This is a genomic window from Bradyrhizobium algeriense, from assembly GCF_003062295.1.
GTDB classification, from domain to species: Bacteria; Pseudomonadota; Alphaproteobacteria; order Rhizobiales; family Xanthobacteraceae; genus Bradyrhizobium; species Bradyrhizobium algeriense.
This window is the reverse complement of record NZ_PYCN01000038.1, coordinates 1-26,923: the sequence shown is the minus strand read 5'-3', so window position 1 is coordinate 26,923 and position 26,923 is coordinate 1. Positions and strand designations below refer to the sequence as shown.

20 protein-coding genes and 4 pseudogenes are annotated in these 26,923 nt (G+C 60.9%); 10 read left to right on the top strand and 14 right to left on the bottom strand.

Annotated elements, in window-relative coordinates:
- Positions 1-85: 85 nt before the first annotated feature.
- A complete protein-coding gene (locus tag C7G61_RS36910; protein WP_057854510.1) occupies positions 86-1,195 on the bottom strand; it encodes a Fic family protein in 1,110 nt (369 codons plus the stop codon).
- 205 nt (positions 1,196-1,400) lie between these two features.
- On the opposite strand from C7G61_RS36910, the gene C7G61_RS46390 reads away from it, so the two are divergent.
- Positions 1,401-2,612 carry a KAP family P-loop NTPase fold protein gene (locus C7G61_RS46390; RefSeq protein WP_244608635.1) on the top strand — a complete coding sequence of 404 codons (1,212 nt, stop codon included), beginning with the start codon at positions 1,401-1,403 and terminating at the stop codon, positions 2,610-2,612.
- Between the two features lie 19 nt (positions 2,613-2,631).
- Complete coding sequence (locus tag C7G61_RS46385) at positions 2,632-3,273, top strand: hypothetical protein (protein WP_244608634.1); 642 nt, start codon at positions 2,632-2,634, stop codon at positions 3,271-3,273.
- Here the strand turns inward: C7G61_RS46385 and C7G61_RS36900 are convergent.
- The 4 genes and pseudogenes from C7G61_RS36900 to C7G61_RS36885 all read right to left on the bottom strand — a co-directional run bounded on the left by C7G61_RS36900 (position 3,186) and on the right by C7G61_RS36885 (position 6,770).
- Positions 3,186-3,677, bottom strand: coding sequence for an IS3 family transposase (locus C7G61_RS36900; protein ID WP_190242142.1), 492 nt, complete (start codon positions 3,675-3,677; stop codon positions 3,186-3,188). The two genes, C7G61_RS46385 and C7G61_RS36900, sit on opposite strands and share 88 nt — an antisense overlap.
- A 169-nt stretch (positions 3,678-3,846) precedes the next feature.
- Positions 3,847-4,974, bottom strand: a pseudogene (locus C7G61_RS36895) (IS110 family RNA-guided transposase); the annotation flags it as partial.
- Positions 4,975-5,174: 200 nt separating this feature from the next.
- Positions 5,175-5,489 (bottom strand): transposase, encoded by a 315-nt coding sequence (locus C7G61_RS36890; protein ID WP_108522610.1) that lies wholly within the window; start codon positions 5,487-5,489, stop codon positions 5,175-5,177.
- Between the two features lie 174 nt (positions 5,490-5,663).
- Positions 5,664-6,770 carry a Fic family protein gene (locus C7G61_RS36885; RefSeq protein WP_244608640.1) on the bottom strand — a complete coding sequence of 369 codons (1,107 nt, stop codon included), beginning with the start codon at positions 6,768-6,770 and terminating at the stop codon, positions 5,664-5,666.
- Between the two features lie 870 nt (positions 6,771-7,640).
- On the opposite strand from C7G61_RS36885, the pseudogene ybgC reads away from it, so the two are divergent.
- Positions 7,641-8,085, top strand: a pseudogene (gene ybgC / locus C7G61_RS36880) (tol-pal system-associated acyl-CoA thioesterase).
- 94 nt (positions 8,086-8,179) lie between these two features.
- Here the strand turns inward: ybgC and C7G61_RS36875 are convergent.
- The 4 genes from C7G61_RS36875 to C7G61_RS36860 are packed head-to-tail and all read right to left on the bottom strand — an operon-like array spanning position 8,180 to position 11,960.
- Positions 8,180-8,851 carry a PIN domain-containing protein gene (locus tag C7G61_RS36875; protein ID WP_108522608.1) on the bottom strand — a complete coding sequence of 224 codons (672 nt, stop codon included), beginning with the start codon at positions 8,849-8,851 and terminating at the stop codon, positions 8,180-8,182.
- The gene (locus tag C7G61_RS36870) at positions 8,826-10,016 is read right to left on the bottom strand and encodes a helix-turn-helix domain-containing protein (protein ID WP_057900883.1); all 1,191 of its coding nucleotides are present in this window, start codon (positions 10,014-10,016) and stop codon (positions 8,826-8,828) included. Before C7G61_RS36870 ends, C7G61_RS36875 begins: the two co-directional genes overlap by 26 nt.
- A complete protein-coding gene (locus tag C7G61_RS36865) occupies positions 10,009-11,388 on the bottom strand; it encodes a 7-cyano-7-deazaguanine synthase (RefSeq protein WP_244608632.1) in 1,380 nt (459 codons plus the stop codon). The genes C7G61_RS36870 and C7G61_RS36865 overlap by 8 nt, the downstream gene beginning before the upstream one ends.
- Positions 11,385-11,960 carry a hypothetical protein gene (locus C7G61_RS36860; protein ID WP_057841658.1) on the bottom strand — a complete coding sequence of 192 codons (576 nt, stop codon included), beginning with the start codon at positions 11,958-11,960 and terminating at the stop codon, positions 11,385-11,387. Before C7G61_RS36860 ends, C7G61_RS36865 begins: the two co-directional genes overlap by 4 nt.
- Positions 11,961-12,252: 292 nt before the next feature.
- Between C7G61_RS36860 and C7G61_RS36855 the strand changes: the two genes are divergently transcribed.
- From C7G61_RS36855 to C7G61_RS46370, 6 genes are all read left to right on the top strand, one after another.
- Positions 12,253-13,065, top strand: a complete 813-nt coding sequence (locus C7G61_RS36855) for a type IV toxin-antitoxin system AbiEi family antitoxin domain-containing protein (protein WP_057841659.1) — start codon at positions 12,253-12,255, stop codon at positions 13,063-13,065.
- Positions 13,065-14,105 (top strand): nucleotidyl transferase AbiEii/AbiGii toxin family protein, encoded by a 1,041-nt coding sequence (locus C7G61_RS36850; RefSeq protein WP_108522606.1) that lies wholly within the window; start codon positions 13,065-13,067, stop codon positions 14,103-14,105. The genes C7G61_RS36855 and C7G61_RS36850 overlap by 1 nt, the downstream gene beginning before the upstream one ends.
- A gap of 41 nt (positions 14,106-14,146) precedes the next feature.
- Positions 14,147-14,644, top strand: a complete 498-nt coding sequence (locus tag C7G61_RS36845; RefSeq protein WP_108522605.1) for a transposase — start codon at positions 14,147-14,149, stop codon at positions 14,642-14,644.
- A 3-nt stretch (positions 14,645-14,647) separates the two neighbouring features.
- Complete coding sequence (locus tag C7G61_RS46380; protein WP_244608631.1) at positions 14,648-15,385, top strand: LLM class flavin-dependent oxidoreductase; 738 nt, start codon at positions 14,648-14,650, stop codon at positions 15,383-15,385.
- Complete coding sequence (locus C7G61_RS46375; RefSeq protein WP_244608639.1) at positions 15,319-15,639, top strand: LLM class flavin-dependent oxidoreductase; 321 nt, start codon at positions 15,319-15,321, stop codon at positions 15,637-15,639. Before C7G61_RS46380 ends, C7G61_RS46375 begins: the two co-directional genes overlap by 67 nt.
- 67 nt (positions 15,640-15,706) lie before the next feature.
- On the top strand, positions 15,707-15,979 hold the full coding sequence (locus C7G61_RS46370; RefSeq protein ID WP_244608630.1) for a hypothetical protein: 273 nt from the start codon (positions 15,707-15,709) through the stop codon (positions 15,977-15,979).
- Between the two features lie 556 nt (positions 15,980-16,535).
- Here C7G61_RS46370 and C7G61_RS36835 read toward each other — a convergent pair.
- The 4 genes and pseudogenes from C7G61_RS36835 to C7G61_RS36820 all read right to left on the bottom strand — a co-directional run bounded on the left by C7G61_RS36835 (position 16,536) and on the right by C7G61_RS36820 (position 24,809).
- On the bottom strand, positions 16,536-17,816 hold the full coding sequence (locus tag C7G61_RS36835) for a TIGR02679 family protein (protein ID WP_057900828.1): 1,281 nt from the start codon (positions 17,814-17,816) through the stop codon (positions 16,536-16,538).
- Positions 17,813-21,991 (bottom strand): annotated as a pseudogene (locus C7G61_RS36830) (TIGR02680 family protein). Before C7G61_RS36830 ends, C7G61_RS36835 begins: the two are co-directional and overlap by 4 nt.
- Positions 21,988-23,292: a TIGR02678 family protein gene (locus C7G61_RS36825; protein ID WP_108522604.1), complete on the bottom strand. Its 1,305-nt coding sequence runs from the start codon at positions 23,290-23,292 to the stop codon at positions 21,988-21,990. Before C7G61_RS36825 ends, C7G61_RS36830 begins: the two are co-directional and overlap by 4 nt.
- Before the next feature lie 8 nt (positions 23,293-23,300).
- Positions 23,301-24,809, bottom strand: a complete 1,509-nt coding sequence (locus C7G61_RS36820) for a TIGR02677 family protein (protein WP_108522603.1) — start codon at positions 24,807-24,809, stop codon at positions 23,301-23,303.
- A gap of 372 nt (positions 24,810-25,181) precedes the next feature.
- On the opposite strand from C7G61_RS36820, the gene C7G61_RS45110 reads away from it, so the two are divergent.
- Positions 25,182-25,511 (top strand): hypothetical protein, encoded by a 330-nt coding sequence (locus C7G61_RS45110; RefSeq protein WP_190242141.1) that lies wholly within the window; start codon positions 25,182-25,184, stop codon positions 25,509-25,511.
- 311 nt (positions 25,512-25,822) lie between these two features.
- On the opposite strand, the pseudogene C7G61_RS36815 reads toward C7G61_RS45110, so the two are convergent.
- Positions 25,823-26,797 (bottom strand): annotated as a pseudogene (locus C7G61_RS36815) (type II toxin-antitoxin system HipA family toxin); the annotation flags it as partial.
- Positions 26,798-26,923 lie beyond the last annotated feature (126 nt).

Here is a 26,923-nt window from a genome sequence, read left to right as displayed (position 1 = left end):
CACCGCCTTGACCGGCGCCTTCCATCAAGCTCAGTGCTATCGCGTCGATACTGGTTGACATGTTCAAAGCGGCGCATAGGCGAATCTAGGTGTCCTCTGGCAAATTCAGTTTGTATCGGGTGTGCCTGAGTTCGCCCGTTTTCGTAAACGCGCCCATTTCGACAAGATCTTGTAGGTCTCTTGTCGCGGTGGCGCGTGATGTCTTGGTGATGCTGATATAGTTTTCCGCACTCAGGCCGCCCTTGAACCGATCGATGCCTTCGTGGAACATACGCGCCACGACCTTTTCTTGGCGCTCGTTGAATTGACCGCGAAGGCGCTCATAGAATTTGGCCTTAGCGACGTAGAAATCGACCCGGTTAATTGTGCTCTCTTGCGCTTCGAGAATCGTCAGCGCGAAATATTTCAGCCAATCGGTGATTTCGAGGTCTTTGTTGTTCCGCTCCAAAGCTTCGTAGTAAAGCCGCCGCTTGCGTTCGATCGTATAAGCGAGCGCAATGAGCGTCGGCTGCCCGAGATTTTCCGCCAACGACTTTTCCGCTATGGCGCGTCCGATACGGCCGTTACCATCCTCGAACGGATGAATGCAAACGAAATAGAGATGCGCGATACCGGCGCGCGTAAGGGCGGGCAGGGGATTTTTTCCCTCTGGCGCGCCGTCATTGAACCAGATGATGAACGCATCCATCTCCTTTTTCATTCTGTTGGAGGGAGGCGCCACAAGGTGAACTTTGGGCTTTCCTGCAATCGGTGTCACAACCTGCATCGGTTCGGGATGGGTGCGGTAGCCGCCGATGTCCTGGATTTTCCGATCGCCGCTCATCAGCATCTTGTGCCACTCGAACAACATGTCGTGCGTCAGCGGATCGGCGAATCTTTTATAGAGATTCGCCATCATTTCCGCGATGCCGTGCTCGGCTTCGTTGACGTTGGTATCGTCGCCCTCAAGTCCGAATTGCTGACGCAGCGAGCATTGAACGCTCTCGCGCCGCAGTATCTCGCCTTCAATTTCCGAGGTTTTTACCGCTTCGTCGCTGATGAGCTCGATTTTGAGCATGTCACGGTCATCCTGGCCGACATGCTTGAAAGCGCCCAAGAACTCGCCGGATTTGACGAGAAACTTGGTTTCGAAGGGCTCTAAGAGCTTCGAATCAAAGGTAAATTTGGGCCAATCGGGATTTTCCCAGTTCCACATGAGCTATAGAAACCTCCGCTATACCTCAGAATGATTGCATTTATGAGCTATAGCAACGAATTCTATAACTCACGGGCCTGCTATTGAGGGACAAGCGGATGACGATGCTGCTTGGCATTGCATCACGACTCAGCCGTGCTTTAGTCTCGAACTCAATTGGGGCGTCAAACAAAAACTTGGAGACTCCGTTCGCCGGTGCGGCTTCATGCGGCCTAATTCATATCGACAGCACGGATGTGGGAACGACACTAACCGCGACTTTCTAAATTTTAGCGGCGTCTCTGACACGGTTACTGAAATCATCGTTCAGGCTCAGGGCAAACCGATCTCCATTGGAGTTTCTGGTGCGTGGGGCGCTGGCAAGTCCTCAATGATCAGACTCGTTCGCGCTGGGCTCGAACAGCGCGCCGAGGGCAAGCGGTCAGATTTCATTTTTGTTGAGTTCAACGCTTGGCTTTATCAAGGATACGACGACGCGCGCGCGGCATTGATGGAAGTTATCGCGACAGCGCTCGCAAAAGAAGCCGAACAGCGCAGGACCGGGCTCGAAAAAGCCAAAGAGCTGCTGCAACGCGTGAATTGGTTTCGCGCCGTGAAACTTGGCGCAGGATCGGCCTTAGCGCTTTCGCTCGGCCTACCGCCGACAGGAATACTTAATGAAGCCATCGAACTCGGGAAAAAAATTGCGACCGGAAATGCTGGCGCTGACGACATCGCTAAGGCCGAAGGCACAGTAACCGATGCCGCCAGCAAGGCATCGGGCCTGATCAAGCCATGCACCGAGGCCTCGCCGCCTAAAGAAATTCATGCGATCCGCAAATCGTGCGAGGCAACCCTCGAAGTAATGGGCACGAAGCTTATTGTGCTGATTGATGATTTGGACCGCTGCCTTCCGCAAACGACGATATCAACGTTGGAGGCCGTTTGCCTTTTCTTGTTCCTGGAAAACACGGCGTTTGTCATTGCCGCCGATGACTCTGTCATACGTCACGCTGTCCGCCGTCACTTCGATGGGATCGTCGATGAAGGCTTGGTGACAAGTTACTTCGATAAGCTCATCCAAGTTCCTATTCGCGTTCCGCCCCTGGGGACACAGGAAGTAAGGGCGTATTTGATGTTGCTGTTTGTAGAGAACAGCACAGGCCTCAACGCGGATGAGAAAGAGGCCGTCCGCAAAAAAGTCTGCGAGCAACTCAGCCAGAGCTGGCGCGGCAAGCGCGTTGATCGCGCGTTCATGCAAACCGTTCACACAAGTTTGCCAGCCGATCTCGTGGCCCGGTTCAACACGGCTGATAGGCTTGCGCCACTGATGACATCGGCTACGCAGATTGCGGGCAATCCTCGTCTTATCAAGCGCTTCCTCAATGCGCTTTCCATTCGCATGTCCATCTCAAAATCGCACGGCGTTCGGGGTTGATGAGGCCGCACTGGCCAAAATGCTGCTATTCAAGCGCTGTGCCGATCCGGCGGCGTATGCCAGCCTTGTGAGCGCTGTCACAGCCGATCCAAACGGAAAGCCGCAACTTCTCGCGCCGTGGGAGAGTGCAGCCCATGCCGGAGAGACCATCGATCTTGAGAAGCCGTGGGACGATCCATTCGTCCGAGAGTGGTGGTCCATTGAGCCCCGGCTGGCTGATATGGACCTTCGCGAGATTCTGTACGTTGGCCGCGAGCATGCGCCGCTCATCTCGCCGGAAGATCGCTTGTCTTCGGAAGCGGCAGAGCTTTTAGGCGCTCTGCTTGAACACCCCGACATGGCGTCGCAACTGAATGAGCGCTTGCTCAAGCTGCCGCGCACGGAAACGGCAATTGTCATGGACCGCGTCCTGAGCAAAGCCATTCAGGAGCAGTCTTGGGGGACGCCCCCAATTCTCGATGCCGCGCTCGCCGTTGTCGCGGCAGACCCTTCGCAAGGTGCCCGCGTCGGTATGTTCTTGCGCGAACGTCCGCCCGCTCAAATCACACCCAGCCTTGTCCCCAAGATTGCGGATCAACCTTGGGCGAAAGATCTGTTTGTGCATTGGCGCACTGCAGGGGTCGACGGCACGGTGAAGCGCGCGACGATCCTGCGGCTGTAGAGGTCCATGACGGCAGCCAGATAGAGCCAGCCCTGACCGGTCTCAATGTAAGTGATATCGGCGAGCCAGATCCGGTTCGGCGCGGCGGCGGTGAAGTTCCGATCGAGCAGGTTTGGGGCGATCGGGAAGTCGTGGCGACTGTCGGTGGTCCGCACCCGACGCGGCTGCGCCATGATAGCCCGAACGCCGTGACGGCGCATCAGCCGCTCGATGCGGCCGCGGCTCACCCCACGGCCCTGAGCCTTCAGCTCGATATGGATACGCGGGCTGCCATAGCGTCCACGGGTTTCGTGATGGACCCGCTTGATGTCGTCGACGAGTTCGCGGTTGGCGGCAGATCGCCGGCTCTCCGGGCGCGAGTGCCAAGCATAATAGCCGGCCGGCGAGACCCAAGCACGTCGCACAGGATCGTCACCGGGTAGTCGGCGCGGCGATCTTCGATGAAGCGGAATCTCATTTCGGTCCCCCAGCAAAGATCGCGATCGACTTCCTAAGAAACAGCCGGATTGGTGTCCCCCGAAATGGCCTGCAACACGAAGCCCAGCGATTTGGCCCGGCGCTGAAGGTTGGCAAGGCTCCGAGCGCCGTATCGCTCCTCCCGACGGTTGTGGCTGCCAACCGCAACAGTGCTGCTGCCCGACTGGAAGATCTCCGTGTGCGCGAGGACAACACCTTACCGCCGGAGATTTTGTTGCCTGGTGCAAGGCACAGCCAGGAAGTGAAGTGCGTTGCGCTCGGCCATGCCTGCAGATCTGTGCCGCACTCACCGATGAGCTTCAATGCCAGCGATGGGCCCAACCCATGAATCTCAGTCAGATCGATGCCGAGCACACCGTACAGCGCGGTCCTGACATCGAAGGTAGGCGTGTTGACCTGCTTGGTCTTGATGCGTGGCTTAGATAGCTTTCCGGCCGGTCTTTCGCCTCTATTGTTTAGGGCCGCGATCAGGACCTCGAGCTTGCGGTCGCAGTCGAGCATCTTCGCCTGGTAGACGTCGTAGAGTTCCAGCGATTGGGTCAGCGCGAAGACATGTTCGTGCCGGTCGTTGCCCACAAGTGCCGCCCGGATCGTCTCGATGGATGAATGGTATCGCACGTCCCGATAGGTTGCCAAGACGTCAGGATTCCGCTCGCCTGCAACAATGGCTCGGATAATCCGCATGCCGGTCGCGCCCGTGATATCGGAGACCACATGATGGAGTTGCAGATTCATCTCCATCAGGGCCTTCTGCAAATGCTGGATATGGGCCGCGGCATATTCCACCAGCCGCTCCCGTTGGCGCAGATACGCGCGCAGAGTTGCAATCTCGGCATCAGGTCGGAAGCTGCCACGTAACAGGCCATAGGAATGAAGCTCGCGTAACCACGCGGCATCGCTGACATCGGTCTTGCGCCCGGGCACGTTCTTGGCGTACCGCGCATTGACCAAAATCACATCAAACCCGCGCTGCTCCAGGATCTCGTAGACGGGGATCCAATAGACCCCAGTGGATTCCATCGCGACGCTCTTCACGCCGCAGGCTTTGAACCAGTCCGCCAGATCATGCAGGTCTCGCGTAAATGTGCCGAAGGAGCGCACAGGCACGTCGGTGGAAGCGGGATTAACCGCAGCCATGTGCATCTTTGATCCGATGTCGATTGCGGCGGCCCCAACGTTGACCGGCTTTAGTTCCGGTCGGTCGCCGGTCGTCCTCTTGGGCATGGCAATCCTCCAATCAATGATGAGTAGGAGGGTCTGGGCTATGCCAATCGTCATCTTCCTAATCGGGATCGCCGCCAGGGCGACGTCACCACTCTCAAGTTCGCATACACCCATGGACCATGTTTTTTAACGGGGTTTGTGCCTCCAATAATCGAACGGCCGCCACCCTCCCAGCCGCAGAGAATAGCACAAGGCTGTTTCTAGGCCGCACAGGCGCGCCACGGTGCTGGACAGTTTTTTAGAATGTCGCGCTCCATGCGCAGCCGCTCGTTCTCTCGCTGCAAACGGGCGATCTCTGCCGCGTGGTCCGCCAGCGTCGCCTGCGTTGTGGGGCGCCGCGCCGCCGCCGTCGGCTCCCGCCCACCCCCACGTCGTTCCACCCAACGCCGCAACACGGAATCGGGCAGGCCAAGTTCCTTGGCGACCGATCCGATCGAGCGGCCGCTCGAAGCCACCAGATCGACCGCTTGCCGCTTGTAATCGTCCGTAAACGACCGACGTTGACGTCCTTCCATCCGACACCTCCTGACTCATCGAGCCTACTACAGGTGTCCATCAATTCGGAGGAGGTTCAGCCTGTCGCAGGGTGCGGTTACAGATCAGCTTCGATCACGGCAAGCGCGACTATTAGCATCGCGGCTTTCCGTTTAATCGGGTTCACGCTAACGGCCGCGCATGGTCATTATCCATCACGGCCACTTCGGGCTCGCCTTCGCGGCGTCGTCAGGCTCCGATTCATCGGGAAGGATCGGTTGTTCACCGAAAGGACGGTTGATGATGTTCAGCGCATCATTCGCGGCGTAGACGCGATTGCGCGAGTAGCCCGTCCGTTCGGCGAGAATGCCAGCCTCCTCCAACTGTGCGATAGCCTGGTGCGCTTGCGGCGGGCTGATCTCGAGGAGTTCTCCGAGCCGTTTGGCGGTTAGGACCGGGTAATGGGGAAGCTCGTCGAGCGCGCGCGCGGCCGCCGATCCCTTTCGGAATTTGCGACGGCCCCTCCACAGTTCTGACAGTTCGGACAGAGCCGAGCGCGTTTTCATGAGCTCTTCGACGGTGCCGGTCACGGCCTCTGCCATAAAGATTATGATAGGCTGCCAGTCGAGGCGCTGCTGCGCATCCTTCAAGGAAGCGTAGTACGCGCCCTTCTTCGCCTCAATGTATGGAGATAGATAAAGGGGGACGTGCTTCTCGGCAGCCATCATCAGTGGAAGAAGAAGACGACCGACGCGGCCGTTGCCATCGCGGAACGGGTGGACCGCCTCGAAATGGGCATGCGCGATGGCCATTCGCGTAATGAAACCCTGGGTCATCTGCTGCATTCCCTCGTTGCGGAGGTAGTCGACTGTCTGAGCGAGGCAAGCCGGCACCTCATCGGGTGGCGGCGGATTTAGGCTTGAATAGGCGATGTTGCCGCCCCCTCCGATCCACACCACGCGCGTGCGGAGTTCGCCCGGAACGTCCTGGTAATCGGGATCATCTTTCATGACGGCGCGATGGAGACTCTTCAGGAGATCGATCGTGAAGACGCCATATCCGTCCTTCGCCGCCAATGGGATGAAATCGTCAAGAGCCACAGCGTAGTTGCGGACCTGGCGCGCGGCATCCTTTGCGTCGTCGCCGCCGGTCTCCTCGACCGAAAGGAGTTCATCGAGCGTACTTTGGGTGCCCTCGATCGAGGACGAACTGACCGCCTCCCGTCGGGTCAGGATTCGGCTGACAATGTAGGGGTCCTTCATCTGAGTCGCGATTGCGTCTATTTTCCCGAGCGCGCCCTGGGCATTGTCCAAGGCCTTCATCGCTTGGATAACTGAGACCCCGTGCTCCGGGGGAGGTGGTGGGATGATACCGTGGTGCGCCTCATACGGGTGCGGGAGCCGTTTCAGGGTCTCCCGGATTGTGTGGCTGAGATCGCTGCGCTTCATGGCAAAGCCTAGTTTGGAGCCTGCTTTGGTATTTATAATTAGGGTTTCTTATAAAAACCATAACAAAATCTGCTTTTTTGGCGCTCCCCTTAGGGTTCCCCGAGATCTTGGGGAACCGGAAAACAAGCGAGCTGGTCGTCTCAGTGGTTTCAGCTCTGCCGTGCCATCCTAAATGCGGACAAGCCGCTTTCAGCGTAGCGAAGGGAACTGAGACCTCCGGCTCCGCGATCAATCATCCGACTTCATCATCTGAGCGGCAGGCCGGCAGGCCGACATCGCGGGCGCACGGCTACCCTTCGCGGCAGGGAAGTGAGTCGAAGCGCCGGCGCACGTCGCAGGAAGAAGAGGAGCTGAAAGCTCATCGGCGATAATCGACCGGGCCTGGTCGCCGGGTCATAGGTTCAAATCCTATCCCCGCAACCACCGATGCTTGCGATTGCAAATGGAGTCCCAGCCTCCGAAGGGAAGCCGGGGGTTCTTCTTGCCCGCCGCAAACCGCAGGATCGCAGCGAGGTCGCCGCGTAGCGCAATCGCGAGTTCTTCCGTCTCGAGCACGAGTGTCACCTGATTGACCAACGTCCGGAAAACCTCCACAGCTTCGGCCTCGATGTCTGCAGCGCGGTGCCTGCCGTATTCGGGCGACCGGTTCAGCTTCCGGCAAGCGCAGGATTTTAGCGCTTGCTCAAAAAACCGCCTCTGTGCAAGACAATTGGTCCCTGTACGCGCAATAAGGGGAACCGCGCTGTGACAGTCTCTCTTGACGGCGAAATTCGAGACGGACGGCACTACATGCAGGTGCGTGTCTACTTTGAAGATACCGATGCCGGCCAGATTGTCTATCACGCGAATTTTCTGCGTTTCATGGAGCGCGGCAGAACGAATTACTTGCGCCTGCTCGGCACCAATCAGCAAGCGCTGCTCGAGGAAACGCGGAACGACGCCCCGGGCTTCCGCCTTCGTTGTCCGTTCGATGACGATCGACTTTCTAAAACCGGCAGTCTTGGACGACCTCCTTGACATTGTCACGGTCCCGCAAGAGGTGAGAGGCGCGTCGATTGGCTTGCTGCAGGAGTGCAGGCGCGGGAACGATCTGTTGGTCTCGGCGCGCGTACGGGTCGCGTTTATCTCGGGCGGAAAAGCGCAGCGCATCCCGAAGGCTCTGAGGCTCGCTATGGAAGAGCACAGGTAAACCCGCGTTTCGTTCACGCTTTAACGCTCCCGCGACCCAATGAAATCAATGCGTTGGCGTTCTGTTGCGACATCGTCAAGTCAGAGTTCGCCGTTCACTTTAGATTCGGGAGCTTCGCGCTGTCGGCAGAATTTACAGCGGCGGCCCCAGAGCGCTCGTCGAAAATTCGCTCTCGATACCCAGGGAGGCAAGTGCAATCGCGTGAACGCTCCATCCCTATAAGTGCGATAACGCCTTCCACTCTTTCTAATGGAATTCGCATGCGCCCGTCGCGAAGAGCGAGATACATCGCTTCGATGACAGGTTGGTCGCCGAGGACCGCGATGGCCGTTGGATGACGTAAGATGTCTAACGACCAGCCTGGATTTCGCGTTTTCAATAGCGCGCTGGCGCGGCTTCGTCCGCGCCGTTCATCGATAACCGGCAGGAAAAATCTTGCTGCCGCGATGGCGATCGTTGCAGCTTCGCCATCGTCAAGGGAGGGCGAGGTAGACGTGAGTTCATGAAAAATCTCGTACTCGGCGTCGGTCATAGTGGCGAGCGTTACGATTCCACGCGTCACGAGATCAAACAGAAAGCGGTGCTCGCCGTTCTGCCGGCTCGTCTCGTGCTCCAGCTCTCCAGCCACGATCTCGGACACGACGACATCATTGGGAATGGACGCGAGGATGCGCTCGCCATATTTGCAAGCGTGAAGGTTGATCAGAACACTTGTGTCGAGAATCAGCGGATCCGCGATATCAATCAGGGAGCTTGTGCAACTCATCCGTGTCTCTTTCCTCAAGCTCGATCTGGTCGATAACGCCGCGAAGCTCCACTCGGCCCACCTTCAGCAGCTCCGCCAATTGTCCTTCCGACATGAGCTCGCGCTTCCAGGCGGCATGCGCCATCAGGCTCAGGCGGTGGGAGATGGGTCGGTCCGCGTCGCTCTTTGCGGGATCGCGGCGATCGGCCATTTCGCCGAGGACCTCTCGGACATTGTCATCGGTGATGCCGCCGTTGTTTTCGAACCATGCCCAAGTGCCTTTCTTGGCAAGGCCCAATTCCTCGAGCCGCAGCCCGCAGGCTTGGCGCGAGATATTATATTGCTGGGCGAGGAGAATGATCAGGCGCCGGGTCGTTTTGCCGGTGATCTCCTTCAGTTGGCGGAAGCTTTCCGAGAAGCTCTCGGCTGGCGTCAGGAATGCACGGCCAAAGACGTTGGCATAGCGTTCATCGCGTGAGAGGAACTTCTCATCGTCTTCGAGCACTTCGGGAATCCGACGGGTACCATAGAAGTGGCCGACCTCATGCGCCGCGGACTGGATGCGCCGCGGCAATGGGTGGTTGGCGTTTAGAAGTATGCAGGCGCCGACACTTTCATCGTAGGTGAAGAGGCCAGCAACCTTTGAACTGGATGAGAGACGACGCTGATACAATCGGATGCCAAGACCCAGTTCGATGACCGAGAAGATGTCGGCGATCGGCCCCGGACCGAGACCCAGCCAGTCGCGCAATTCCTTGGCATGCTTTTCTGCGAGGGCCGCAACGTCGCCCTCGTTTATACCGTGTTCCGGGGGGTAATTTCGACGTCGCTGGATGCCGAGGATATTCTCCATTTCAACGTCCGCTTTAATCAGGTCGTTGAATAGCTGAACGGCTTCAGTGGTGTGCGCGTCCTCCGTCTCCCGCAACTTGCGGAACCGAGGCATCAGATCGGTATGCACTGCCTCGCGGCGGAGGAGGGCGTTGACCGATACGCCGTAGTGGCGCGCGAGCGTCTGGATTTCCTGGATGCGCACACGGCGCACGCCCTTCTCGATGGATACAAGGGTGGGGCGGGACATGCCGATGACCTGGGCCGCGTCATCCTGGCGGACGTCTGCGTTCTCCCGTGCTATCCGCAGGCGGCGTCCTATTTCCTGTGCGCTCAGCTCATTCAGATCAGCCATTGCGCCCTCCATCCATCCAGCTTTTCAAAAAGCTTTGATCTCCTTGCGCGGACAAAAATGCCCGCCATTCCTCGGCATGAGTTACCAACATCGTCCTCAGTTTCTTCAGAGTGTCTTCGTAGTTTTCCGCTATCGCAGCTGAGATTTGCGAGGCGTGAACGCGAATGTTCTCGTCAGGCAAGCCGCTCATGTCCGCGAGATGCTGCAGGTGACGCGCACCGACGCTTCCGTATTCGACCATGATGTCCCGATCAGCCTTTTGGGGTATGACCGACAAGGCATCGGCCGCGTCAGAAGCGGCAAGGTCGGACACGATATACGTACCAGGCGCCTCGTTAACGCCAGCGGCATGCAGGCTGAGGCGTCTCAGCAAGCAAGCCGCGCACAGGCCACACTGCTTCCTACCGCCTACATTGACGACCCGGCGCGTTTGCCAACAGGAATGGGTACTCGTCAGATGCTGTTCGGACTTTCCGATCATGTCCAGAAACGCGCGCAACGTCTGACCTTTCGTCGACCAGAGGCGTGGCTGCTCAAACCGCACTCGGTAGCCCAGCACTGCCTTGATGAAGCGCTCCATCTTCCGAAAGAACGTCGGATGGTTGCGATAGTCGGCGTAGATGTTGTGCAGCGGGAGAAGTACCGGCCCAAGCGCGCCCTGGCCGCTCTCCGGAACAATGACGCGCGTCACGTTTGAGAGCTGTGCAGCCATCGCCGTCACCGCCGCAAACTGAAATCCCCGCGAGCGGAAGCTGCTTTCGTTCCCGCGATATCCCTTCACCTTGAAGGGAATCTGCGTGAAATAACTATCCCCGTTTTTGCGCCGCTGGCGATTGCCCGCGACCCGGATACACAGTGCCTCAGCCTCGCTCCCGCTCAGAGCGGAGACGGCACGCGAATCCAAACCATCGCTGTAAGCGACGGCGAAGGTCTTGGCCTTGCCGAAGTCCAACGGCATCTGCCGCGTGCCGATCGGCGAGAGGTTCTTTGCCTGGACAAAGGTCAATCGCCATGCGTCGCCGGTCAGGTGGTTCAAGACGCCGTGCAGGGCCTTCAGAACCTCCGGCTTCTGCCAGGCCTTAAGGTCGATGACTGGGATCGCCACATCGAAGGTTCGGCGCCAGCCCAACGGACGCTTCCAACGCCGGTCAGCGAACTCGATGGCGGCGCAGAGAACAAGCATATCGTAGTGCAGCGGCTCGAAGCCCTTTACGTCAAAGCTATCCAGAACCGCCGGATTAAAGTAAATGTGACGGCCGACCTCCGCGATCACAGCACCCTTCGGGAGGGTGCGGCGGCTGCGCTCCTGTCCCTTCTCGATAACGATCAAGCGCTTTTCTTGCATCGGTGAGTATTTCGGATTGGCGCTCACTCTTCGGGCCCCTCATCTACGCCGGCTTTCTTCTCAACCGCCTGCCTGAACGCGCGCTTGTTGCCGGTGGCCAAGGCGTCGCAGAGTTCGCTGGGCTTGATGGCAGCGAACGTCTCGCGGTTCCGCTCGATTCCCTTCTGGTAATCTTCGCGGCTCATGTCGCCGAGCTCGCGGGCACGAATGCATTCTTCGTCGAGCCGGTTTTTGATGGTGCCGATCCATTCTTTTGTCGTGCTGTCGAGCGCCTGATCGAGCGCCTTCTCGGGAGGGAGTTGATCCCGGAGATTCGCAATCAGATGTCTTTGCAGGGTATCCGCCAGTGGCGACGTTGGATGAGTCTCGAAAATCGTTTCGACCGCCGTGACCGGGTCTAAGTCCATTTGGGGGCGGTCGGCATGAGCTTTGAGTTCATCGAAAAGGGGACTGAACGTCTTCATGTCCACGTCACCGATCATGCTGTGGCACGCCTGCGTCGTTCGCTCCTCACGGCTCGTGGCGTCGCTGACCAGGTCTTGGCCATAACGCTTCCAGCTGCTGGGCAACTCCGCATTTCTGAATGGTCCATCGCTCATGGCCGCCTCCCATGTCGGCAAAATAGTAACAAAATCTGACAATGTCAATATATAGCGTAAATTATCTGACGTTGGAGATCCGTCTAAGGAAACCGCTTAATTCGTCTGATGCGGTCCTTCCGCGGGGCGGTTTGTTCTAGAAGTGCGCCGGAAGGGGTAATTTTTAGCCCATACGGCGCGTTTTCGCCATCAAACGGACGGCCGATCGGCCCCTTTTTCTCAGGAAGATTTGTTGACAAATTTGCGTCAGACTGGCTATTTATTACCCGCCTTGGCGCAGAATTGAAGACTTATGCAACCCCGCCAGCACAAAACGGCCAGCTTCCTGTCGGCTCATCCGGTCTTTACCCGGGCTGAGTTCGCGGCGGCCTTCGGCCATCCGGCGAGCGCGGCCAATGTCACCAGCCTGCTTAGGCATCACCTGCGCGCTGGCAACATTAAGCGGGTCAGTCGCGAGGTGTTTGCCGCAGTGCCGGCCCACATGGCGGCGGAGCGGATGGTGATCGACCGCTTCGCCGCGGCGAGCAAGCTGCGTCCCGATGGGGTCCTGGGATTTCACTCAGCCCTTGAGCTGCACGGCATAGCCTATTCCGAGTTCAACGAGGTTCAGCTTATCAGCGCCGGACGGACCGAGCGCGTGGACCTGCCATTTGGTGCTTGCCGCTTCGTCACGCCGGCGAAGGCGTTGGCGGCGACAGGCAAGGCCAACTACCTGACCGCGACTATGGACCGGCAGGGAGTGACGGTCCGTGTGACGGCGGTCGAACGCACGGTCGTCGATGTCCTACATCGGCCAGAACTCGCGGGCGGCGGAGAGGAAGTTCTGAAGTCGCTGGATCTGGTGCGCTATCTCGATCCGGCGAAGGTCGCCGACTATGTCGAGCTGCTGGATAATCGGTCGCTCGCCTCGGTTTCCGGCTGGTGGCTCGAGAAGCGGCGCGCCGCGCTCGGCGTCTCCGACGATGTCCTGGCGCGCCTGCGAACACGGCTTCCACGATCAAAGCATTATGCGCTGGGTGCGGAACCCGGTCATGCGGTGCTCGTCGAGCCATGGCGCGTGCTTCTCCCAGCGCAGGCGGTCGACGCCGCCTTTGAAGGCGTTTGATGGTCGCGTCGCGAGAAACGCTTCAGGACATCGCGGCCGAGCGGCAGCTCCAGCCCGCGACGCTGGAGCGTGTGATCCGGCTGATCGACATTCTCGATGCCTTCGGCGCAGACACGCTGATCGGGCCGCGCGTCGCCTTGAAGGGCGGCACGGCACTCAACGTCTTTCATTCCGATCTGGACCGCCTCTCTGTCGATATCGACGTCAACTATGTCGGCGCGGTCGACAAGGAACAGATGGACGCCGACCGCCCGGGATTGGAAGACCGGATCGAGCGCTTGATGGAATCGAAAGGGTACGTCGCGCGGCGTGAGCCGTCCGAGCACGCTGGCGGCAAATGGATTTATCGCTACGCCTCTGCGCTGGGCGGCGCGGGGACCATCGAGATCGATATCAATTATCTCTACCGCGGCCCGCTCTACGGCGTGGATCGCATGCCATCTGTGGCAATCGGATCCTACCAGGCCACGAATGTTCCGGTCCTCGATATCCACGAGATCGTCGCCGGCAAGATGGTCGCGCTGATCACGCGGCGCACCGCGCGCGATCTGTTCGACGCCCACCGGATCATCGCCATGCCGTCTCTCGACTGGGCGAAGATCAAGGCGGCCACCTTGATGATCGGTGCGAGCGCCAAGAGCTTCGACTGGCGCACAGCCTCGCCCGAGGAGATCGGATGCGAGGTCGGCGACATTACCGGCAAGCTGACCATGTGCCTGCACGATCGGTATTTCGACAGCTTTGGCGGCCCAGCAGCTTGGATCGAGAGCGTCACGACCGAATGCCGGGAGAAGCTCGCGCCGCTGTTTAAGTTCACAGCGGGGGAGGGCGCATTTTTGGATGCCGTGCTGGACCGGGGTGAGATCGCCGCGTCTTCTCTGGAGGTGCCAGCAAACGTGCGCGCCTCGATAGAAGCCAGTCCGGCCCTGCGGTGGAAAGCGCAGAATGTCAAAGCTTGGAAATCTGGCGACAAGTTGCTGGCGCCACGTACAAGACGAGCAGCGCGGCCACGTGGAGAGACTAGGAGCCTGTCTGAGTAGTGACTGGTCAGGAGGGTGCGAGTCTGATTCCTTGCGTGGCCATGAGCAAGGAATTTCGCCCCTGGAAGATCGACGAGGTCCAGCTTCTGCCGCCGAGCGTGCAGGACTATGTGCCGCAGGACCACATTTCGCGGTTGATCGTGTCGCTGGTCAAGGAAAGCCTTGATCTATCGGCGATCCTAGGCCGCTACCGGAGCGGGCTGGGTCAGCCGCCGTTTGATCCGCGGATGATGACGGCGCTGCTTCTACACGGCTATGCGAGCGGCATCTACTCGTCGCGGCGGATCGCCAGGGCGACGGTGGAGCGGGCGGATTTCATGATGATCGTGGCCGGCGACCCGGCGGACTTCCGCACGATCTCGGAGTTCCGGCGGCGGCATCTTAAGGCGCTGGCCGACCTATTCGTGCAGGTGTTGAAGCTGTCCGGCGTGACGGCGGGCGAGGCTGAGACGCTTGTTGCCGGCTTCACTGCGAACTGCCCGATCTACAACACGCTGAAACGTGGTGGGCCCGTCGAGATCTCCTGGACTGTGAGCTGACCGATGCCTGACAAGAAACTGCACCTTGCCGCCTTTGTCTCTGCAGGTCCGGTCTCCGGCAGCCATGCTGGCTGGCGGCATCCGGAAGCGGACGGCGACCTGCTGTCCGCCGCCTACTACCAGAATATCGGCCGGCTGCTGGAGGAAGGGCGTTTCGATCTTCTGTTCATTGCCGACATTCTCGCGATCCCGGACACGCTGGGCGGCAGCCTCAACAGCCAGCTTCGCTACGGCGCGCTGGGTGCATTACGGCTCGATCCGCTGGTGGTGCTCTCGATCATCGCGGGCGCGACCAAGCATCTCGGTCTTGGCGCGACCCTTTCGACAACCTACGCCCAGCCCTATGTCCTGGCGCGCGCGCTCGCGACGCTCGATCATCTCAGCGGCGGTCGCGCCGCCTGGAACATCGTCACCTCGTTTCAGGAGGCGGAGGCGCGCAATTTCGGCCTGACCGAGCAGCTCTCGCGCGAGGGGCGCTACGAGCGCGCCGACGAATTTCTGGAGGTCGTGACCAAGCTGTGGAATTCGTGGGAGGATGGTGCGCTGGTCCGGGATCGCCAGACGCCGCTGTTCGCCGACCCTGCGCGGGTGCACCGGATCGATCATTCCGGCAAATGGTTCAATGTGCGCGGCCCGCTCAATGTCAGCCGGCTCCGCAAGGACGTCCGGTCTTCATCCAAGCTGGCGCTTCGGATCGTGGCCGCGATTTCGCTGCGCGATGGGCCGAGATCATCTTCGTGACGCCGGGCCTGATCGATGTCGCTGTCGAATTCCGCAACGACTTGCACGCCCGCGCGGTCCGTTTCGGTCGCGACCCTGATACAGTCAAGGTGTTGCCCGGCATCGTCCCGGTCATTGGCGACACGGAGAAGCAGGCCAAGGCGCTACACGACCAGCTCCACGAATTGTCGCATCCGGAGTCCGATCTCTCGACGTTGTCCTATCATCTCGGCGTTGATCTCTCGCGCTTCCCGCAGGACGAGGTCCTGCCTTGAGAATCTCGACGTTCCCGGCGTCGAAGGGCACTACCGTGAGGTCGCCGAGCTGACGCGGCGCTCAGGCTTGAGCCTTGCTGAGCTAGGACAGCGCTACGGCGCGGGGAGAACCACCAGCGGCTTCGCCGGCACGCCCAGCACGGTGGCTGATCGCATGCAGGAGTGGTTCGAGGCGGGTGCTTGCGACGGCTTCATGTTGCAGGTCCCATATCTGCCAGGCGGCTTGGAGGAGCTGGTCCCCGGCCTTGTGCCGGAGCTGCAACATCGAGGGCTGTTCCGCACTGAGTACGACGGCTCGACCTTGCGCGATTCGCTCGGCTTGCCCCGGCCAGCGGGCTGAGGTCGCCCATGCCCACTCGACGCTATGCTCTTTAGCTTCAGCCACTCCCACGATACGCAGCTCATGAGGTATCGTGATCGTGCGATAAATCTCCATTTACGGCCTGAAAAACCCCGGGGCACAACCAGTAAGTCATTGATAGTGCTCAGCGCGCAGACTCTCAATCAGTGGCCCGATCGGTGTCCATTCATGCAACAAGCTTAGGAATCCCGTGTTCAATCAATCGCAATAATCGGGTGTGCCTCCCCGCAACCAAGCTTCAAGCCCTTGAAAACGTATCGTTTTCGAGGGCTTTTTGTTGTTCGAGTTTTGATCCCAAATTTCGTTCATGGAAGCGCCGTGGAAGCGGCAGAAGGAAAGTCGCAGCGTAAGATCGACGGGGTTGCGCGCGACGAAATGACTCAATTGTGATCGGAGGCCCACTGGGAGCGCCGCCATCCAACGTTTTGCTGCGCCGACTTTGCCCACTCCACAGCTGGACTACGATTTGGGGGTGGTTAGAGTCTCTTCGGGCGCCAAATTGCCACCATTCAGAATAAGTCCGCGAACCCAATCATTATGTGGCCCTGAGATCCTCCAACAATGACGCGGCTAACGCTTCTTCAGCAATGGAGAGCCGATGTTGCTGCATGGCCGTCATTAACCTTTCGTCCCATAACGCGGGCGCAGCCTTTCCCGTGAGAGCCTGTCCAAGACATGAGGTCTGTTCGACGGCGGACTCGTAGTCGCTCGCCCCAAAACGCCAGGGTTGGGCGCCGTGCTCGCGCATGACGTGGTTGCCGATCCGCACTCCCGGCCAATCGAAATCGCCATGATAGAAAAGCTGCGCCCGCGCTTTAGCCAGCTGCGACAGCAGGCATCGCTGTGCTGCGGCGGGCATGCCGTCAGTGCAGACTAGCGGCGCGCAATCGGAGCCCCAGTGATCCGCGGCGATTGCGACCAGGTTGGGATTCTCACAGACATAGACCTTGCGATCCGCCACGTCCCACGACGGTGGAGACCGCAACAGCGACCGCAGCGAAGCGTAAACAGGCTCTCCCTGCGACTGACTGTAATTTCCTGCATCGCGCATGGGCAGGTTCAGGAACAGCACCGGGCGAGCCAATTCATTGACCAGCACGCCGGCCTTGGCCCACACGTCGCGGTCGCGCTCCGCACCACCGCCCGGCTCCAGCTCGCCGTCTCCCGTTGGCTCGCTATCGACGTCATCATTGTTGTAATCGGTTCGAGCGATTACCTGACGCCAGACCGTCAGTGCCAGGGTTGCCGTGGGCTGTCCGATGTCGAGCGCGTGGGCGTCGCCCAGCACGTCGGCTGCCAATTGCGAACGTGTGATGCCGCTCGCGGGCAGGCGTTGCAATACCGCTTCGACACGGCGACAGAGTTGGAGCGCCGCCGGTGGGCTCTGTCGTGCAAGGCGCTTGAGAAGCCCGATGCCGGCCGGAGCCTGCAGCAGTCCGATCAGTTCGCGGTGAGTGCAGCCGCCCAGCACATCCGACCACATTGTTTGCAGCGCAAGGCGCGTCGTGGCGAGATTCGAAATCGGGCCATCGAGTTTTTCAAGTGCGTCCCGCAGCGAAGCGGCGATGCCGGCATTCTGGAAAGCGGTGTCGACGAGGCGAACGTCGACTTGTAAGGAATTGGTGTAACGGAGCGGACGACCAAGCAGCGAAGCCAATGCAGCATGCTCCTCCGCGGTGAGCTTGCCGATGCGAAAGTTTTCAACCGTGGAGCCGAGCGATGCCCGTTCGAAACGCTGACGCAGGCGCTTGCGCAGCAAGGCGTAACGATCGCCGCCAAGTAGGCGTTGCAGGCGTGGGTCGGTCGAGGAAATCATGTCGGCGCAAATCTGCGATCTGGATCGTCTTGGCGTGTCTTGGCGCGACCGTCCCAGCTCCAACGCGACACGAACACCGCGTCGATGCCTTCATGCCGCTGCAACTGGCAAATGGCGACGCCGGGCAGTTCGGCATAGCAGGCCCATTCACGCTCGCTGGTGATGACGAAGTCGAGATCGAACTCGCGGATCAGCCCCATGCAATGGGCGCGCGCGGTATCATCGATGCCGGCGAACGCTTCATCGAGCAACATCAGGCGCGGCGCCAGCGCGTAGCTGCCCTGACTGTAGAAACTGGCGACCGCGGCGAACAGCGGCACGGTGAGGCCGAGCGCGCGCTCTCCGCTGGAGGCCGGACCGGAGAGTTTGCGCCAGTGCCCGTCCTGCCAGCGCTCGACGCGAAAGCGGTGCCAACGGCGATAGTCCAGCGCGCGGGCGAGTTGCTCGATCAGGCTGCCGCCCACATCCTTTCCGGCGCCCGAATCGGCCCGCTCGCGCTCGGCGGCGATGCGCTGCTGCAACATCGCGCCGACCACTCTCCGGTCGTCAGAGGACCAAAGGTCTGCGCTGGTATTGAGCAGGCGTTTGCGCGCTGCTTCGAGGCCGACCGGAGCGCCTTCTTCTTCCGCCAGGGGCTGCCACAGCAGACGATAGCGTACCCCGGTGGAGGTCGGGCGATGGTGCAATTCTTTGTTGATCGCATCGCGCTGAGTTTCGGCCGCTTGCAGCAGGCGCTGCACTTCGGAAGCGATTTCTGCCTGCAGATGGTTCTCCAGCACAGCGCGCTCGTTCGCCGTCAGCAGTTCACTGCGCTGGGCGATCTCTTCGGCGAGGCGCGCGGCAAGGCGATCCGGCGGTTCGGGTCGGTTCTGGTAGATGACGCGGACGATAAGCCCCCAATCGCTCTGTTCTGCGTGCGCCTGGTGGCCGAGTGCGCTGAGGGCGCGTTGTAGCTCCGTCAGGTCTTCGCCGATCTGCCGTTGCAGGCGTGTCCAGGCGTCGTCGTCGTCCTTGAGTTCGAATAAGGCTTGTTCCGCGCGGCGAGCCAGAGTAAGCGCGGGGTCGATCGTCCACGGGCCGCCCAGGTCAGGCAGGTTGGCTTGCGGTAGCGCAGCCGCGAGCAGGCCGGTGGCTGCGAAGTGTTGGAACTTCGCGATTGCTTCGGCGCGCGCATTGCTGCGTTGTCCGAACAGAGTGCTCGCAGTCGCCGCCTGTTCGTGCGCGACCGCGCGCGCCTCGCCGGATTTGCTCAGGACGTCGCGCGCGATCGTTAGTGCGGAATTGCTGGCCTTGACGGCGGTGCTGGCATCGGCCAGCCGCCGTTGCAGCTCCTCGACCCTGGCGCCGACGGATCCGCGCAACACCTCGAACCGGACGGCGGCTTCTTCCGCCTCAATGCGGGCAGCCGCAAATTGTTCATCCTGCTTCTTCAGATCGTCGCGGGTTTCGTTCTCGCGGTTGCGTTGCCGCTGCAGCTCGGGGAGCGCCAGACGTACCTCGTGAACAGCCTGGGCGAGGCGGAGTTGGGCATCGTGATAGTGGTTCAACGCCATCTCGACCGCCGGTAACTCGGCTGATAATGCAGGAAGGCGCAGATCGGTGGCATCGGCGGCGAGTCGTTGCCGCACCGTCTGCAGCGCTTCTGCGGCCTCCAGGTATTGAAGATCAGCCTCGCTCAATTGCTGGCGGGCGGTCTGAGCCTCGCGCGCACTGGCGGCCGCCGCAAGATGGGCGTTGCGCAATTCCTCTTCGGAGGGAGCCAGACGTCATTCATCGGCGGCTCGATCCTGATCGCGCGTGAGTTGCGCGTCCATCGCCTGGACCGCAATGAGCTCATCGGCGATTAGTGTCAGGCGGCCGACTACGTCGGCCAGTCGCTGCTTGCGGGCTGCGGCGCGGGCCGCATGGCCGATATAGACTGCCGAGGGTTTGGCCCAGGCGCCGACCAGCGCGGCGAGCCGAAAGCGACCGTCGGGGGCGACCCAGGCTTCGATGTCCGCGGGATCGTCATCGGTGCAGGCGATGCCGGACAGCAGGCGTTCGACGAGTGCGGCCGGTACCGCGATATCGGTGGGCGTGTCAGCGTGCAGCCAACCAGCGAGCGAGAGCGCGTGCGGCTGTCGCTGCAGCACCTGGGTGTCGTGCAACAGCTCTACTCCGTCGCCGGCCTGCAGGTGGCCATCGGGCGAGACCCATGCGTCGAGCAGGCCGGCGGCTTCAAGCGCGGCCTCGAGGCCGGCGCGCTGAGCAGCCGTGACCTCTTCGCGAAAATCCACCAATTGCCAGAGCGGCGCACCCTCGCGCGCATCTCTGGCATCGGCGCCGCGCGTATGCGGGTTGGGCGGCGTCGCATCGACCCCGGCTTCGAGACGGTTGCGTTCGTCTTCGAGGGTGTTGAGCTCCGTCTCCAGCGTCTGGCGTTGGCCGTCGAGCGCCACGCGACGCTGCGCCAGACGCAGGCTGGCGTGCTGCTGCTCCGTTTGCAGGCAATGTCGCGCCGGATTGTCGCCATCCAGCCCAACAACCCAGTCGGCGAGGGCCGTGAGCGCTGCGCGGCCGTCGTCGGAGCTGACCCGCAGTTGCTTCAGGCTGGCGAAGTAGCGCTCCCAGGCCTGAATCAGGTTGCGGCCCTCGTGATCGACCTCCGTATCGGCTTGCTCGCGTCGTTTTGCCGTGGCCTCTACCGTGCCCTTTCTTTCGTCGCGGGTGTTCTGGCGTTGTGTATGCAGGGCTTCGGCCTCCGTCACCTCAGTATGGCGTCGCCGCAACAATGCGATCTGTTCGCGTCGATCAACGATCAAGGTGCGAAGGTCGGCGCATGCATTGTCGAAGGCTTGTGGCGTCAATGCGACCAGATCGGCGGCGGCGAGCGTTGCGAGCGGGCTACCGGCGTGCAGGCCGACGATACCTGCGGCCTCGGCATGCGTCGCGCTGTTCTGACGTAGCTTCGTCATCTGACGTTCGGCTTGCGTCATGCGCTGGACGCCGTGCCCGGTCTCCTCAGTGCTGCGCTTTAATCGCCGTCGCACCTCGTCGACCGCCGCGGTGGCGACTTGCAGCGCACGCTGCCGAGCCAGAGCGTCCCGCTCGGCGGATTCGAGACGGTTCGCGTCCTGCATGGTCGGGTCGGCACGCAGGATATCAAGCCGAGCCTGCTCGCGCTTGAGCGCAAGTTCCGCGTCGTCGTGAATTATCCGGGCGAGCGCTTCCGCGGTCTCGGCCCTCTCGAGCCGCGCCTGCGCGTCGCCGCGCGCCCGGCTTGCACTGTCGAACTCGGTCTGGGCCTGGCGCAGCGCGCGGGCCTGCCGCCGGCTCTGGGTGCCAGCGTAGATCCGGTAGCGCTGGTCGAAGCGCTCGACGGCTCTTGCCAGCGCCTGGTATTCCTCGAGTTGGCGGCGATCCTCCTCCAACTGGCCCAGAGCCTCGGCGACGTCCCCAAGCAGTTCGGGTGCGAGCGGTGGCAAGGCCTCGGTCAGTGCGTCCGAGAGCGCGGTTTCGTCAGGCTTTTTCGACAGTTGCGGCTGACGCAACTGAATCAGCGTATCCATCAAGGCGTCGTAGCGCCTGGTGCCGAGGTGGAACAATCGCTCATCGACCGCGCGCCGGTAGCTGGCGGCGGTATCGAACACCTGGCCGCGGCCGTGCAGCGCGTCACGCAGGCGTTCCCGAGTCAGGACCACGCGCTGATCACTCGTCAGCCAGATATCCTGATTGATGCGCGGAGCGCCAATGGAATCCTCCAACACGAAGAACCAGCTGTCCACCTGGGGACGCGCAGCGACCGCCGCAAGCCCGGCGCCGAGTGTGAGGTAATGCTGCGTGCCGTCATCGGCGAGGCGGCCGAATTCGATCCAGGCGTAGCCGATGCGCCGGTCATAGCTACCCATCAACAGGTTCCAGGACATCTTCTTGCCGCTGTCGCCGTCGGGTTCGATGCGCGAGGACTTGAGCTGTGCATCGAGCAGGAAGGGCAGCGTCAGCGACAGCACCTTGGATTTGCCGGTGCCGTTGTTGCCCCGCAGCAGCAGATGACCGTCGCGGAACCAGAACTCCTCGCTGTCGTAGTGAAACAGCTCCACCAGTCCAAGCCGCAAAGGCTGCCAGCGTTGCCGCGCCGGGATTGGCAGCGCGGGCCTCTCGGAGAGAGCAGCAAATGAAGCCGGCCGGTCGTTCATGTCGGACCGACCAGGGCATCGGCAGCCGCGGTCTGTACGCCGCGTGTTTCACGAACGTTGCGGACCTCGGCCTCACCGAGCGCAAACCGGGCGAGCGCCGGGCGCGGATAGACCGTCTCGGCATCTCGCACAATCAGTTGAAGCTTTTCCAGCCGATCAAGGGCGATCTCCGCAAGCTCGCGTTCGGCGCCGGGTTCACGGGCAGATTTGCGCCAATATTTGCCATAGCGGGGCTTGCTCTCGCGCAGGTAATCGACGACGTCTTGTTCCCTGATCATACCAGAGAATGGTTGGGTCGCGCCGGCGGCATCCGTCTGCCGCTGCCTGTAAACGGTGGCCAGGAACTCCGCGACCAGCAGCGTGACATGGGCGTCGGTGCCTTCTGCGGGCATCGCCACATCTGTCAGCGAGCCAGCCTCGTCGACCAGCGCCAGACCTTCGGCGCGTTGCTCCGCGACCAGCCCGGTTGCGTCAGACAGGCGGGCCGCCATGGCGCCACGCTGGTTGACAAAATAGGCCCGAGACTCGGCGTCCAGTGTGTCGGTATAGACTACCGGATCGTCGAGCAGCCGGCGTGCCAGTTGGCGGCGCAGAACGGTGCGTCGGCCCTCATCGCTGTCAGCCACATGCTCGTCGGCCAAGGCATGCAGTCGCTGGTCGAGCGTGACCGGCGCATCTTCCGGCCGGAAAGTCGACGGCCCGCGCACGGCGGCCAGCATGCCGGCGAGCGCGCGGCGCTGCACGTCGTAGAGGGCATCTGCCTGATCGCCCCCGGTATGGACAAAGGCGTCTTCGTCGCCGGCGACACGCTGCAGCACGCCCAAGTCGAGCAAGGTGCGGCACACCGCCACCAGTTCACGCCGCTCGTGGGGAGCGCCGAGCGTGAAGATGAAGCCGGAAGCCACCAGCGTCGGCTCGGCGGCGAATTGCAGCAGCCGCTCACCCAGCAGTCGCAACGTGATCTGCGGGTCAGCGCGTTCGAGCACCGCGCAAGCCAGGCACAACAGCACGTAACGGCGGCGATCATAAAACGGTAAACCGCGCATCGTGCTGGCGAGGTCGGCCGGTCGCTTATAAAGTCGAGCACCCTCTTGTTCGACGTGCAGCGCCCAGCCGGTTTCTCGCCCAAACCAGTCGCGCAGTGCGTCGGCCTGACGCCGGATCGCCGGAAAATCGTCGTGGTCCGGACTCATCAGCGGCGTCATCAGCAAGGCGCGCACGGCACTGCGAAATTCCTCGTTCTGGAACCGACGCTGTTGCTGGCCGATGCTGCGGCTGTCTCTACCAACGCTGGCGGCCATCGGCTGTCTCATGTCGGCGTGATCGTGATTAAATGGTCGCGCCCGGCAAATACGCCGCGCGGCGTATTGATCACAGCGCGGCTATCGACTGCGAGTGGCGTGAGGTTGATATGCAATAATCCGTCGCCGGTTCGCCGTTCCGCGCTGGTGTTCGGACCGGCCTGTTCGGTCAGCACCTCACCGAGCAATCCCAGGAACAGACCGAAGGCATGAATGTCCAGCTCGGCGAGATCTGAAAGGCGTGTGGGCTGACCGGTGGCGAGGTGCTTGCGCGCCGCCTCGACCTGCAGCGACTCCTCGGCGAGTTCGCGCGCCAGATGTGCGCGGGCCTCACCGCGATCACGCACCCGGGGCATCACGCCGCGCGGCGCGGCCTCACCGTATTCGCGTAGCCGCGGGTGAATCGTCAGTGGTGGCGCGTCGGCCCAGCGTGTCGAGGCCGGCAGATCGGCGTCGGCGTTGGGATTCAGCGAGAAATGTCGTGCCGGGTTGAGCGCGAAGGCTGCGCGCGCCAACCGGTGCGCCTCGCCATCGTTGCTGCAGGCAGAAAACCAGCAGGCGAGCATGCGGAAATCCGCGGAACGGTCGCTGCGCCCGCTGCGGCGCTCGTTGAGCGCGGCGATCGCTCCTAGCAATTGCGGAATTGCCGACCGTGCCCTCGCCCGCAACAGTTCGGCTTGTGAGGGTTCGTGGCCGGTACGGAAGAACCAGCCGCGCAGACCTCTCCAGCGTTCGCGCCAGGCATTCAAGTGAAGGGTCCGCGCGTCGGCCCGATCCTCCGCATCGCCGGGGGCTGCATCGCGTGCATCGCGCGTGGCGACCTGCTGTAGCAATGCGTCAATGCTCGGTTCCAGAGCGAGGATATGTCTGGCGATGGTGTCGGAGCGGCGCACCAGATCGCCCATGAACCGCTCCAAATAGTCGATTAGCTGGCGCTTGTAATTCGCTACCGCAATCGCCTCGGCCTGTTGCAACTCAATGCTGCGTGCGACGCCGGCCATGAAAGCCTGCGCATTTTCAGCAAGGCCCTCGAAAACGCGCACCAAATCCCGCAGTGTTTCGTGGATCTTCGCGACGTCGGCTTCCGCCTCGTCCGCCAGCGTTTGAAGCGCCTGCAACCGGTTTGCGATGTCTTCAAGCGCCACCGTTTGCAGTTCGGCGCGCCGTTGCAGTGTTTGCACGAAAAGCGCCAGTGCCACTTCGACAGCCTCCCCGCCCTGCGAGAGACGATACAGGAAGCGTGCACGGTAGAAATCGCTGAGGCTGGAAACCCGCGCCGTGTCAGGATGCGATTCAAGATTGCCCCAGGCGGCAAGCTGGGCGAGCGCGGTGTTGACGTCCTCAATTCGCGGTGGTGCATCTAACCATCGGGCTTCGCTCAGTACTTCGTCAGGTCTTAATTGCAGACGGTATTGCCGTTTGGCTGCTGCAAAGACGTCCATGATGCGGCGGTAAAATTCAGATTTCTCGGCACTCACATGCCTGAACAGCTCGGCTGAATCGCTGACGGCTCGCATCGGGCTTCTTCCCAAAGGTCTTCCACTGGAGTTGCCGGTTCGCGCGAACACGATAATGCATTTGTCTGTTCGCTGCAGCCAAATTGGGTTACCATCCACGGTTCGTGGATCGGGCGCGGGCTAGCTTCCCTGCATGCGGCTGAAACGCGTTTACTGTTGGGGTACATGGTCAGCCTTTCATCTGAGGTGATCCGTAAATTATATAGTAATTTCAATTACATATGAATTCGTAGTTTTAGTCTGAGTGGCGTGCCATTCTTCAATGACCGAGCGAACGCCTCTCCGGATTTGTCTCTTTTTCGTCTCCGCATTGCGGAGCTCCATGCTTCAGCCCACCTGTTAGTCCTATCCTCTTTCGAGGGACGGTTGCCGATGAGCCAGGAATCCAAGACGGCTGGCGCGCAATACGCAAGTTACCTGCGACTGCTGCCGCAAAGCGTCGTTGAAGCCAACAATCGTCGCGCGCAGGCACACGCGCAGAACGCGGCCGACGCCTTCGCTAAATTGTTCGCAGAGGGCACGTGCCCGGTCTGCAAGAACGCAATCACCTCGTATACGAAAGACGCGCCCTGGCTGCTGAGGCCGGAAGGGTTTGAGAAGGACGATTTCCCGAGAATAGCGGAGCGCTACGCGGCCGAGAGCATCAGCTATTTGGATGCGGCTCATTTCGCCCCTAATTCTGAACATCGCTTTCAAGGTTGAATTCATGTCGTACTTGCGGCCGACTTGGACGCAATTCATCAGATCAAGTTCAAGCTCGCCGTAATCAAGCAAAAGGCGACCTATGACGGCCATCTCGTTTGGAAATGTGCTGTGGATCGGAAACATTATCGTCTGCGCCCCTTAAGACCAACTGATAGCTAGCCTAACGATTCATGGAATGGCCATGACCGTAGCCGTCTAGCGCCGCTGAAAGCGAATGTCCAAGTTCAAATGATCTCGGAGTGGTGTTCTTTCGGTCGCGCTACGTCTTTGGCAGATCATCACCAGCAATGCTCCGGCGTAGGTTCTCGTCATAGCGCCAAGGCTCGTTTGAGATCGTCGTGTTCGAAGGCGCTGGCCATGCGGTTGATCTCAGCCGATCTGGCGCCGACTGCTTTGGCGCTATCACGCCAGGTCGTCGTCACCGCCGCGACTTCTTTAATAGTTGCGCGGGCTTGCACGAGGGTGAGGCCGAAAAACTCCGAAGCGGCTTCCAGCAAGTCGAGTGAACAGGTGCCTTCGTCGAGGTCGATATTTGTTGTCAGCACGCGTGCTTTGAGATCCGTCGGCACCGGGTTGAGGTCGTAGGCGGGAGAGAGCGTCCAGCCCGCCTTACCGAGCCAGAGGAAGCCGTGGTTACGGAGGTGATCGTCGACATTGGAGATGAGCACGTTGAAGACGACGCGCCGATAGAGTGCATGGGCGTCGGTTTTTCCTTGCGCGCCATGTTGCGCAAGGGCGTCGACTATCTCCGGATAGCTGCCCCGCTCGCCGTCTTTGGCGCCCATCATCGCCATGGCCGACAAGAATGGGATGCGGGTCGCGCCGGTGCGGTCGAAGCGACGCGACAGCATGACCGGTTTGCCGGCCACTTCGATTAATTCATGGTGCGGAGTAGCGATGCCGGCCTGACCAGCCAGCCGCAGCGCGATCTCCTCCCAGGTCTCCATGCTATAGTCGTCGGTCTCCTTCGGGAATTTGGCGATGGAGAGGTTGCCATGCTGATCAACGACGGATGCTTTCGGCCGTGCTCCGCCGAGAGAGGAGCCGGGTGCGAAGATAAGCTGGAGATCCTCGTCCGTTTCCTCGTCCCGGAGAATCCGCTCGGTAATCTGCAGGAGCCGTCCGAGTTCGATCAGGGCAGGGACGGCGGCGCGGATCGGCGCCTGGAAAGTCTCTTGCCCTGCCCAGCGGAATCGTAGCGCGCCGAGACGGGTTTCATCGGCGACGCCAAGCAGGTAATCGCTCTCCGCCAGGGTGCGAACTGCGCGGCCCTCGCGTTCAGCTAGGGCCTGTTGGGATTCATCGGGAGTTTATCACGGCTGCGGCGAGATGGATCATGGAGGCGAAGCTCTGATCGGTCTTGTCGGCGCGCATGGCGATACGTTTGAACTCCTTGAGCTTGCCGAAGA